The 9872-nt window shown below is 70.5% G+C and carries 14 protein-coding genes; all 14 read left to right on the top strand.

From position 1 onward, the window contains the following. On the top strand, positions 1-447 hold a 447-nt coding region (locus CR470_RS39330; protein ID WP_097865979.1), incomplete at its 5' end, for a hypothetical protein. Next, entirely contained in the window at positions 444-956 is a 513-nt protein-coding gene (locus CR470_RS02740; RefSeq protein ID WP_097865978.1) for a hypothetical protein, read from the top strand. The genes CR470_RS39330 and CR470_RS02740, both read left to right, overlap by 4 nt. Next, positions 953-1552 carry a hypothetical protein gene (locus CR470_RS02735; RefSeq protein ID WP_097865977.1) on the top strand — a complete coding sequence of 200 codons (600 nt, stop codon included), beginning with the start codon at positions 953-955 and terminating at the stop codon, positions 1550-1552. The genes CR470_RS02740 and CR470_RS02735 overlap by 4 nt, the downstream gene beginning before the upstream one ends. A gap of 78 nt (positions 1553-1630) precedes the next feature. Then, positions 1631-1765, top strand: a complete 135-nt coding sequence (locus tag CR470_RS40250; protein WP_257138368.1) for a hypothetical protein — start codon at positions 1631-1633, stop codon at positions 1763-1765. 85 nt (positions 1766-1850) lie between these two features. Further along, entirely contained in the window at positions 1851-1973 is a 123-nt protein-coding gene (locus CR470_RS40245) for a hypothetical protein (protein ID WP_257138367.1), read from the top strand. Between the two features lie 4 nt (positions 1974-1977). Further along, the gene (locus tag CR470_RS02730; RefSeq protein ID WP_097865976.1) at positions 1978-2271 is read left to right on the top strand and encodes a hypothetical protein; all 294 of its coding nucleotides are present in this window, start codon (positions 1978-1980) and stop codon (positions 2269-2271) included. 226 nt (positions 2272-2497) lie between these two features. After that, positions 2498-3073, top strand: coding sequence for a DUF4352 domain-containing protein (locus tag CR470_RS02725; protein WP_097865975.1), 576 nt, complete (start codon positions 2498-2500; stop codon positions 3071-3073). A gap of 220 nt (positions 3074-3293) precedes the next feature. Next, positions 3294-3584: a hypothetical protein gene (locus CR470_RS02720; RefSeq protein ID WP_097865974.1), complete on the top strand. Its 291-nt coding sequence runs from the start codon at positions 3294-3296 to the stop codon at positions 3582-3584. Positions 3585-3674: 90 nt separating this feature from the next. After that, on the top strand, positions 3675-4220 hold the full coding sequence (locus CR470_RS02715; RefSeq protein WP_097865973.1) for a hypothetical protein: 546 nt from the start codon (positions 3675-3677) through the stop codon (positions 4218-4220). Then, the gene (locus tag CR470_RS02710; protein ID WP_143663756.1) at positions 4201-5706 is read left to right on the top strand and encodes a hypothetical protein; all 1506 of its coding nucleotides are present in this window, start codon (positions 4201-4203) and stop codon (positions 5704-5706) included. Before CR470_RS02715 ends, CR470_RS02710 begins: the two co-directional genes overlap by 20 nt. Further along, on the top strand, positions 5706-5897 hold the full coding sequence (locus tag CR470_RS02705; protein WP_097865971.1) for a hypothetical protein: 192 nt from the start codon (positions 5706-5708) through the stop codon (positions 5895-5897). Before CR470_RS02710 ends, CR470_RS02705 begins: the two co-directional genes overlap by 1 nt. Positions 5898-5917: 20 nt before the next feature. After that, positions 5918-7399, top strand: a complete 1482-nt coding sequence (locus CR470_RS02700; RefSeq protein ID WP_097865970.1) for a phage portal protein — start codon at positions 5918-5920, stop codon at positions 7397-7399. Beyond that, positions 7399-8484 carry a head maturation protease, ClpP-related gene (locus CR470_RS02695; protein ID WP_097865969.1) on the top strand — a complete coding sequence of 362 codons (1086 nt, stop codon included), beginning with the start codon at positions 7399-7401 and terminating at the stop codon, positions 8482-8484. Before CR470_RS02700 ends, CR470_RS02695 begins: the two co-directional genes overlap by 1 nt. After that, positions 8481-9830: a phage major capsid protein gene (locus CR470_RS02690; RefSeq protein ID WP_097865968.1), complete on the top strand. Its 1350-nt coding sequence runs from the start codon at positions 8481-8483 to the stop codon at positions 9828-9830. Before CR470_RS02695 ends, CR470_RS02690 begins: the two co-directional genes overlap by 4 nt. Positions 9831-9872: the final 42 nt, after the last annotated feature.

The following is a 9872-nucleotide window of genomic DNA, read 5'->3' as shown; positions in this document are numbered from 1 at the left end:
CCGCCGCCCCCGCCCGCACCGCCCGCGGTCGCCGTACCGGCCCCAGCCCCGCCGCCGCTCCCCGCCCCGCAGGTCCACGTCCACGTCGTCCTGCCGTACGAGCCGGAGCCCGAACCCACCCGGTGGCAGCGGCTGTGGTCCTGGGTCCGCCAGATCGGCCGGCCCTGGCAGATCGTCAGCGCGCTGACCCTCGCCTCCCTGCCGCTCTTCGACGGGCACAGCATCGCCACGCTCTGGGCGTCCGGTGTGGCCGAGGCCCGTGCCGAGGGCGGGCAGGACGCCGGATACGCGCTCTCCCTCACGCCCCTGGCCATCGCCGTGATCCGGATCATCCAGGGCGGGGGCACCCTCGGCCGCCTCCTGCTCCTCGCGATCAGCCTCGTCGGCCTCATGGGCGCCATCGACCTGTACGACCCCGTCACCTGGATCACGGGAGTAACGCGATGACCGGCGCCACGAGCCTGACCCTCACCGGCCTGGCCATCAGCCTCGCCGTCCTCTGGGCGAACTTTCGCCCCTGGTGGAAGGGCAGCAGAGAGTTCAAGCAGCTGATCCCCTTCGGCCAGGGGTTTCTCCTCGGCGCCGTGTCCACCGTCTGCACCGGCGGCATCCTCGGCTGGCTCGCCGGATGCTCCGCCGGGGCCGCGAACTCCGGTGGTGAGCGCGGCGTCCAGGCCATGACCGGCTCGGCGAGCAGCGGTGCCCTCACCAAGGGCAGCCTCGGCAACCTCTCCCCCGAGGGTGCAGTGATCGTCTTCCTCCTCACCATCGGCGTGATCATCGCGTGGAAGGCCGCAGGTAAAGCGGAGAAGAAGCGCACCACCGGCGGGGCGTTCGTCGGCGCCACCCTCTGCATCACCGCCGGGGTCGCCAGCCTCCTGAACTGGCTCCCCGGCACCCTCAACCAGCTCGGCGAGCAGCTCCGTACCGCGATCGAGGGAGCGGGAATCCTGTGACCACCCGCCTCCAGCATCTGGCGCGCCGCCTCGTCGACGGGACCCGCATCCTCACCCGCCGCCAGGCCCGGCGTCTCGCCGCGTGGATTCGGGCCGGCCGACGCGGCGACCTGACCGGCCTCGCCGCGGTCCTCGGCTGCCTCCTCCGGGCGCTCCTCGCCGCCTTCGGTCTGTACCTGCTCTGGCGGTTGATCCGGGCCTGCCCCAACATCCTGTGGCTGATTGTCCCTGTGTGGTGCTGGTGGGCCATCCGCGCCGCCCCTCGCACGGACGTTGAGCAGGCTCTGGAAGACGCCCCCGAGGAGCCGCGGCCGGACCCCCGTGACGCGGTCCTCCGCCTGCTCTACGACGCCCTCGGGGACCGCCCCTCGATGTACCTCTCCGACGTGCTCCAGCACCTCCAGGAACAGGGCCACGGGAAGGGCTGGAAGGTGGCCGACCTCCGCGCCCGACTGGAGGCCCTCGGTATCCCGGTGGAGATGAGGCTCAAGACCGGTGGCCGGGGGCCCACCCGGGGGGTCGTCAAGGAGCAGCTTCCGCCCCTCTCCCGGCCCGACCCGCAGGAGGCGTCTCCCGCCCCGTCTACCGCCGCCTGACCTGCATATCTACCGATCCATCTACCGCGATCTCCCGGGGCGTCTTCCGCCCGTCTACCCACCCACCAGGAGGACCTGATGACCGACTACGACGACGAGATGACCAACGCGGACGTGATGAGCGGCGAGGAGATGTACGAGTACGACCAGGCCGCCGAGGCCCGGCTCGACGCGCAGGACGAAGCGCGCTGGGCCGCCGAGCAGCAGCGCTGAGCTTCATCAGTTCCCGGGGCGGCCGACTCACTGCCAGGCGACCGGCCGCCCCGGGCCCCATCCCTCACGAGACAGGACCACGATCATGGCACTTGAGACCTCCATCAGCATCGGCGACCTGAAGAAGAAGAACGCCGAGAGCCAGGCCGCCCGCGACGCCGAAAGGCGCGGACCCGCCCCCACCAGCCAGCAGAAGACGGGACGATGACCCCATGACCGAGCTCACCGGCGTCTTCGCCGCCATCTCCGCCCGCGACTCCAGCGACGAATGCCGCCCCGGCCCCGGCGCTCCCGCGGTTCACCACTGCATGTCCTTCGAAACCCCGGCCGGAGCCTGCCTCGTGCAGCTCGACACGACGGGCACCATGCCGATCCCGGCGATCGGGGAGACGATCGTGCTCCACGACCAGCCGGTCACCGTGCTGACCGTCGAGACCGCCTACACCCGCACGGAGCCAGGGCAGCCGACGGTCTTCACACAGGTCGTCGTCGACACCGTCGCCTGACAGACTGGCCCCAGCATGCTGGGTAGCGCCCGGCCAGACGCCCCCGCCAGCCCATACCGGCGGGGGCGTCGCCATGCCCGGACTCGGCCAACTCCAGGCAGCACACCGGCCCTAGCGTCCTCGCCACCACCCGACAACAGCTCGAACACAATCCCCGCGAACCCCACACACCACAGCCACCCAGCCGCCATGATGACCCCTCACGAACCGCACACAGGGGGCCTCCATGCGCCGCACCACCATCGCCGCCATCGCCGCGGCCGGCATGCTCTTCACCGCCACAGCATGCACCGACGACGACATCACCACCGCACCCAGCAAGACCGGCGCCGCCGAGGCAGCCACAGCCGAGCCCACGGCCGAGGACGAGCCTTCGAAGGCCACCGTCGCGAAAGTCGGCGACACCATCACCCTCAAGGGCCAGGAGGACGGCGAGCAGGTAGACGCCGTCCTGAAAAAGATCGTCGACCCCGCGCAGTCATCGGACGAGTTCTTCGGCCCGGAGGACGGCAACCGCTGGATCGCCGCACAGTTCGAGCTGACGAACACCGGCACCAAGCCGTACGCGGACAGCCCGTCGAACGGGGCTCAGGTCGCCGACGCGGACGGTCAGCGGTTCCAGGCGACGTTCGGGGACACGAAGGCCGGCCCGTCGATGACGTCGGAAGCGAAGGTCCCTCCGGGCGAGAAGGTCCTCGGGTGGATCACGTTCGAGGTGCCCAAGAACTCGAAGGTCGTCACGGTGCAGTTCGGCCTGAACTCTGGCTTCGCCGAGCAGACTGGGCAGTGGAAGATCTCCTGAACAGCCGCTCGGCCCGATGCCCTCGCCTCTCCGGCGGGGGCATTGCCATAGTTGCGCCCGACCGCGCCCGCACCCCACGCCCCACCCATACACTCGCGGCATCATCCCCGAGCACGCGGTGGATGCTTCTGAACAGGCCCCGCCGGTTTCCACAACGGCGGGGTCTGCTGCTGCCCCATCCCGCATGATGTCCACCAACCACACACCAAGGGGACACACCATGCGCACCCGCACCGCCGCCGCAGCGATACTCCTCGGCGCCGCCCTCACCGCCTGCGGCACCACCCCCACGCCAGACCGCCCAGCCACGACCAGCTCAGCACCCGAGCTCAGCAAGACCGAGACCCTCGCGCAGTGCGTGGACGCCATAGCCGAAGCGATCAGCGCCCGGCCGGCGGATTTCGACCCGGAGACCGACTCCGATCCGAAGCCCCCCGAGTGCGACGACATCTCCGAAGACGAGTACCTCGACGTGTACATGGACGGGCTCCAGCAGTCCAACGAGCAGTAGCCGCGCCTGCGGAGTGGCCCACTCACCTGCGCCTGAGCGTGCGAGTTGGGGTGGGCCATTGGCTACCCTGAGCACGGAGGGAGGCCGCCAATGGCACACGATCAGCAGCCCGACGAGGACGACCGGCTCCGCGACGGGAAGGGCCGGTACACCCGCAGCATCGAGTCCGTACGCCGAGACGCCGCCGCCGCCGAACTCCGCTCCGAGCGCAAGAGCTACCAGCAGATCGCCGAAGCCCTGGGGTACAGCGACAAGGGCGAGGCGTGGCGCGGGGTGCAGCGGGCGAAGGCCGACGTGGCCCGGGAGCCGGTCACGAAGCTGATCCGGTCGGAGGCCGCGCAGCTCGACGACCTGTACGTGTCCGCGCTCGAAGTCTTGGAGCGGGACCACGTGATGGTGTCGCACGGCCGCATCGTGAAGGACGACGACGGGAACCCGCTCCTCGACGACGGGCCCAAGTTGGCCGCGATCCGGGAGCTGCGCACGATCCGCGAGTCGTACCGGAAGCTGTTCGGCGCCGACGCCCCGTCCCGCGTGAGCGTGGACGCGCAGCAGCTCGGCGCGGAGATCAGCGCGCTGTTCGACCGGGTGACGGACGACGACGGTGCGGCGGGCGATGACGGCTCCGACGGCTGACCTGGAGCACCTGCGCCACCAGATCGATCAGCTGGTCCGCGCCGGTGACACCCGCCAACTGAAGGTCGTCCGCGACCAGCTGAAGGTTCACATCGACCGCCGCGCCCTCGCCCGGCGCACCCAGCGGTACGGGGCGACACCGGTGCGGTGGGTGCAGGAGCGCCTCCGGCAGACGGTGTGGTCGAAGCAGCGCGAGATCCTCCACGCCGTCCGCGACCACCGGCGCACCGCGGTACGGTCCGGTCACGGCGTCGGGAAGAGCTGGACGGCTGCGCTCGTCGCCTGCTGGTGGCTCGACACCCACCCGCCCGGCGAGGCCTTCGTCGTCTCCACCGCCCCGACGTTCAGCCAGGTGCGGGCGATCCTCTGGCGGTACATCCGCAAGCACCACCGCACCGGCAAGCTCGCCGGCCGCGTGAACCAGACCGAGTGGCTCATCGACGACGAACTCGTCGGGTACGGGCGGAAGCCGGCGGACACCGACGAGGATGGGTTCCAGGGCATCCACGCCCGGTACGTCCTGGTGATCCTCGACGAGGCGTGCGGGATTCCCGAGCAGCTGTGGACCGCGGCCGACGCGTTGGCGACCGGGCCGGACTGCCGGATCCTCGCGATCGGCAACCCGGACAACCCGGCCAGCCACTTTCGGAAGGTGTGCACGCCCGGGAGCGGCTGGCACCAGATGTCGATCAGCGCGTTCGACAGCCCGAACCTGACCGGCGAGGAGATCCCTTCGGACATGGCGGCCGCACTCGTCAGCCGGGAGTGGGTGGAGGAGAAGGCGAAGGACTGGGGCGTCGACAACCCCATCTACCGGGCCAAGGTGTTGGGCGAGTTCAGCACGGACGCGGCGAACCAGGTGGTCCGCCAGTCCGACGTCGCGAAGTGCCGGGCCGCGACGGACCGCCGGCCGCGCCCGGAGGAGCTGGGGCCTGTCGAGCTCGGTGTCGACGTCGGCGGCGGCGGGGACGAGACGGTGATTCGGGAGCGGCGCGGGCGGCGGGCGGGGCGCGAGTGGTCCGCGCACACGGACCGGCCGGAGGTGATCGCCCCGCTGATCCTCCGTGCGATCAAGGAGACCGGCGCGACCGCGGTGAAGGTCGACAGCATCGGCATCGGGTTCGGGGTGATCGGCGAACTCCGCAACGCGGCCACCCGCGGCGAGCACACCGCGCACATCATCGGCGTGAACGTCGGCAGCGCCGCCTCCGAGCCCGGCAAGTTCATCAACCTCCGGGCCGAGATCTGGTGGTCCCTCGGCCGCGGCCTCTCCGAAGCCGGCGGCTGGGACCTCGCGATGATGGACAACGCCGACACCACGGTGGCGCAGCTCCTCGAACCCCGGTGGGACACCGACCCCAAGGGCCGGATCCGGGTGGAGCCGAAGGACGAGATCCGTAAGCGGCTCGGGCGCAGCCCGGATAACGCCGATGCCCTGCTGCTCGCGTACTACTCCGCGGGCCGCCCCCGAGTGAGGTGGCTGTGATGCCGAAGAAGTTCCTGTCCGTGGTGGCCAGCACCGGCCCCATGCTGAAGAAGTTGCGGCCGACCGCCATGAACACCGCAGGATTCACGCTAATCTCGGCTGGAAGCTGGAGTATTTTCGGTACGGGCGTCGGGTTGATTACCGGTGGTGTCCTCACCGTCGTCCTCCAGTGGTGGGTCGACAGCGACTGACGGGCAGCGAGGAGGGGGCCATGGGCAAGACACTCATCGGCTCCCTCACCGCCCTCGCACAGCGCACCGCCGTCGAGACCCCCATCCCGTTCGTCAGCCGCGGCGCCCAGCGCGCCCTCCCCTTCATGCGGCCGGCCGGGATGGAAGCGCAGATGCGCGCCATGGGCAGCGTGGGCACCCTCTTCTCGATCGTCAACCGCACCTCGAATGCGACCGCGATGGTCGAGTGGAAGCTGTGGCGCAAGGCCAAGAGCGGCAAGAAGGAAGACCGCGTCGAGGTCACCTCACACGCGGCGCTCGACCTGTGGAACAAGCCGAACCCGTTCATGCCGCGGCAGGAGTTCGTCGAGACGTTTCAGCAGCACGTCGACCTCGTCGGCGAGGGCTGGTGGGTCATCGCCCGGCACCCGGGGTCCACGATTCCGCTGGAGCTGTGGCCGGTCCGCCCGGACCGCATGACCCCGGTCCCGTCGCAGACGTCGTTCCTCGCCGGGTACATCTACACCAGCCCGGACGGCGAGCAGGTACCCCTCGGCCTCGACGAAGTCATCTTCCTGCGCATGCCGAACCCCCTTGACCCGTACCGCGGAATGGGCCCGGTGCAGTCGGTCCTCGCTGACCTCGACGCCACCCGCTACTCGGCCGAGTGGAACCGCAACTTCTTCCTGAACAGCGCCGAGCCCGGCGGGATCATCGAGGTCCCCACCCCGCTCAGCGACCCGGACTTCGACCAGCTGCGCGACCGGTGGAACGAGCAGCACCGCGGCGTTGCCAACGCGCACCGGGTCGCGATCCTGGAGCACGGCAAGTGGATCGACCGGAAGCTGTCCCAGCGCGACATGCAGTTCGTCGAGCTCCGGTCCGTGTCGCGGGCCGTGCTCCGCGAGGCGTACGGCATCTCGGCGTTCGCGCTCGGCGAGGTCACCGACATCAACCGTGCAACCGCCGAAGCCAGCAAGGCCTGGTTCGCGGACCAGCTGACCGTGCCCCGCCTGGAGCGCATTAAGGGCGCTCTCAACCACGACCTGCTCCCCCTGTTCGGGGCGACCGCCCGGGACCTGGAGTGGGACTACGAGAACCCGGTGCCGGCCGACCCGGAGGCCGAGGCTGCGCAGCTCACCGCGCGGTCGGCGGCAGCCGCCACGCTGCGCGACGCCGGGTGGGAGCCCGACGACGTGCTGTCTGTCGTGGGTCTGCCCGCCATGCGCGCGGCTGCGAGCCCGGCCCCGGACGCCTCGTTCCGTGCGGCAGCCGACCGGCTGCTGGGTGCTGGCGCTCCTGACGTTGAGGCAGCGATGCGGTGGGTGGCGGTCGCCGAGGACGACGACAACACCTGCGGCCCCTGCGCGGAGAACGACGGCAAGACGTACCGCAACCGCGAGCAGGCCTACAAGGACTACCCCGGCGGCGCGGGCTACGTGCACTGCGTCGGTGCGGAGTACGGCAACGACTGCCGGTGCAAGGTCGTCAAGCGGCGCGCACCCAAGGGAGACGAATCCTGATGCCCCTGATCGAGGCCGTCACCCGGCCGCCCCACCTGACCGCCCGCGTCCAGGCCCACGCCCCACGCGCCTGGTACGAAATCCGCAACGCCACCGACGCCGACGAGGCGGAGCTCCTCATCTACGACGAGATCGGAGGCTGGTTCGGCAACACCCCCGGCGAGATCGTCGACGAACTCCGAGCCGTCACCGCCCCAAACCTTCGCGTCCGCATCAACAGCCCCGGCGGCAGTGTGTTCGACGGCATCGCCATCGCCAACGCGATCCGCCTGCACCCCGCGAACGTCACCGTCCAGGTCGACGGCATCGCCGCCTCGGCCGCGTCCGTCATCGCGATGGCCGGCGACCGCATCGTGATGACGCCGCAGTCGCAGCTGATGATCCACGACGCGTCCGGCATGGCCTACGGCAACTCGGCGGACATGACGACCATGGCCACGCTCCTCGACACCCAGTCGGACAACATCGCCGACGCCTACGCGGAGCGAGCAGGCGGCACCCGCGAGGAGTGGCGCGAGCGGATGCGCGCGGAGTCCTGGTACCTCGCCGCCGAAGCTGTGGCGGCCGGCCTCGCGGACGAGGTGCTGCCGTCCCGCAAGGCGGCTGAGGAGCCGGAGCCCGCGCTGTCGAACAGCTGGGACCTGTCCGTGTTCCGGTACGCCGGCCGTGAGGAAGCGCCCGCGCCCGCGACCGGCGGGGTCCTCGACTCCGAGGCGCTCGCCACCGTTGGCGAGGGGCCCGTGTGTGACGGCGCGGCCCCGCCTGCCCCGTGGACGCGCGTCGAGCTCCGAGGCGAGCACGGTCCCGAGACGCACCTGTTGACGACCGGCGCCGTCGTCACGGCCGAGATGGTCGAGCAGCTGCGCGCAGCGGTGACATCGGGTGGCTCGGAGACCCCGGCCGTCGAGAACCACACCACCGAACCGGAGCCCACCACGGCCCCCGCCGACGACCAGCCCGACCCCGCAGTGGCGCCCGCCGCAGCGGCTGACGAACCCGCGTGGGCCACAGCAGTGGCCCGCCTGATGACTCCGCCGCCCAGCGCGGACGACGAGTTCACCCGCCTGAAGGAGGCACTGCTGTGACCACCACGATCCCGCGCACCAGCAACGAGCTCGCCGAGATGCTCGCCGACCCGGCGAAGCTCGCGGAGGTGATGGCGTCGAAGGAGTCCCTCACGTCGTTCATCACCTCGTACGGCGAGGCGCAGCAGGGCGACGGCACCGAGCTCAACCGCATGGTCGCCGAGGAGACCCAGAAGGTCTTCGCGCAGATGCTGAAGGACAACGGGATGGAGCGGGACGCGATCAAGCGCCCCGACCTCGACCCGCAGGCGCGGCGCGGCGGGATGCTCACCTCCCACCGGCAGGGCACCGCCCACAACCCGACCGCCCCCGGGGCCGTCCTCGACAAGGCGTTCGCGAACAGCACCGAGTACATCCGGACGATCTGGCACCGCACGGACCCGACCGCCGAGATCGGCGAGAAGCTGGCGCTGCTCCGCAACGCCGCCTCCTCCGTGTCCCCGGCGGACGGCGGGTTCCTCGTCCCCGAGGTACTGCGCTCCCAGCTCCTCCAGATCGCCCTGGAGAAGTCGATCGTCCGCCCGCTGGCCACGGTCATCCCGATGGACTCGGCCCGCGTCCCGATGCCGATCATCGACACCACGTCGAATCAGGGCTCGGTGTTCGGCGGGATGATCGCCTACTGGGGTGAGGAGGGAGCCGCCCTGGAGGACTCCAACCCGAAGTTCGGCCGGGTCGACCTCGACGCGAAGAAGCTCACCGGCCTGAGCGCCGTCCCCAACGAGCTGCTCCAGGACTCCATCGTCAGCTTCGCCGCGCTCATCGAGACGCTGTGGCCGCAGGCCCTCGCGTTCTCCGAGGACCAGAGCTTCATGTCCGGCAACGGCGTCGGCAAGCCCCTCGGGTTCATGGGCGCGAAGAACAAGGCGGCCGTCGCCGTCACCCGCGGCACCGCCTCGACGATCACCTACGTCGACATCGTCAACATGTACGCCCGGATGCTCCCGTCGTCGCTGTCCAACGCCGTGTGGGTCTGCTCCCCCGACGCCCTGCCGCAGCTCCTCCAGATGAGCCTCGACGTCGGCACCGGCGGCAACAGCGTCTTCGTCGTCAACGCCAGCTCGGCCATGCCGATGAGCATCTTCGGCCGCCCGCTGATCATCAGCGAGAAGGCCGGACAGCTCGGCGCCCGCGGCGACATCGCGTTCGTCGACCTGGCGTACTACCTCGTCGGCGACCGCCAGACCATGACCGTCGACTCCTCGACCGACTTCAAGTTCGGCAGCGACAAGACCACGTTCCGCATCATCCAGCGCGTCGACGGCCGCCCGTGGCTCCAGTCGGCCATCACCCCGGCCAACGGCTCCGCGAACAAGCTCAGCCCGTTCGTCGAGCTCGCAGCCTGACCAGTCCCTCTCACGGCCGGCGGCGGCAGTAACGCCCCGCCG

Source organism: Streptomyces sp. rh34 (assembly GCF_002551245.1).
Lineage (GTDB): Bacteria > Actinomycetota > Actinomycetes > Streptomycetales > Streptomycetaceae > Streptomyces.
The sequence above is the reverse complement of the archived record's forward strand: the minus strand, read 5'-3'. Positions and strand labels throughout refer to the sequence as shown.

What these genes read in the sequence shown, in the direction of transcription:
- CR470_RS02705 (WP_097865971.1), top strand. Translation starts at nt 5,706, where the DNA reads ATGCCGAAGAAGTTCCTGTCCGTGGTGGCCAGCACCGGCCCCATGCTG.
- CR470_RS02715 (WP_097865973.1), top strand. Translation starts at nt 3,675, where the DNA reads ATGGCACACGATCAGCAGCCCGACGAGGACGACCGGCTCCGCGACGGG.
- CR470_RS02700 (WP_097865970.1), top strand. Translation starts at nt 5,918, where the DNA reads ATGGGCAAGACACTCATCGGCTCCCTCACCGCCCTCGCACAGCGCACC.
- CR470_RS40245 (WP_257138367.1), top strand. Translation starts at nt 1,851, where the DNA reads ATGGCACTTGAGACCTCCATCAGCATCGGCGACCTGAAGAAGAAGAAC.
- CR470_RS02720 (WP_097865974.1), top strand. Translation starts at nt 3,294, where the DNA reads ATGCGCACCCGCACCGCCGCCGCAGCGATACTCCTCGGCGCCGCCCTC.
- CR470_RS02740 (WP_097865978.1), top strand. Translation starts at nt 444, where the DNA reads ATGACCGGCGCCACGAGCCTGACCCTCACCGGCCTGGCCATCAGCCTC.
- CR470_RS02695 (WP_097865969.1), top strand. Translation starts at nt 7,399, where the DNA reads ATGCCCCTGATCGAGGCCGTCACCCGGCCGCCCCACCTGACCGCCCGC.
- CR470_RS40250 (WP_257138368.1), top strand. Translation starts at nt 1,631, where the DNA reads ATGACCGACTACGACGACGAGATGACCAACGCGGACGTGATGAGCGGC.
- CR470_RS02710 (WP_143663756.1), top strand. Translation starts at nt 4,201, where the DNA reads ATGACGGCTCCGACGGCTGACCTGGAGCACCTGCGCCACCAGATCGAT.
- CR470_RS02725 (WP_097865975.1), top strand. Translation starts at nt 2,498, where the DNA reads ATGCGCCGCACCACCATCGCCGCCATCGCCGCGGCCGGCATGCTCTTC.
- CR470_RS02730 (WP_097865976.1), top strand. Translation starts at nt 1,978, where the DNA reads ATGACCGAGCTCACCGGCGTCTTCGCCGCCATCTCCGCCCGCGACTCC.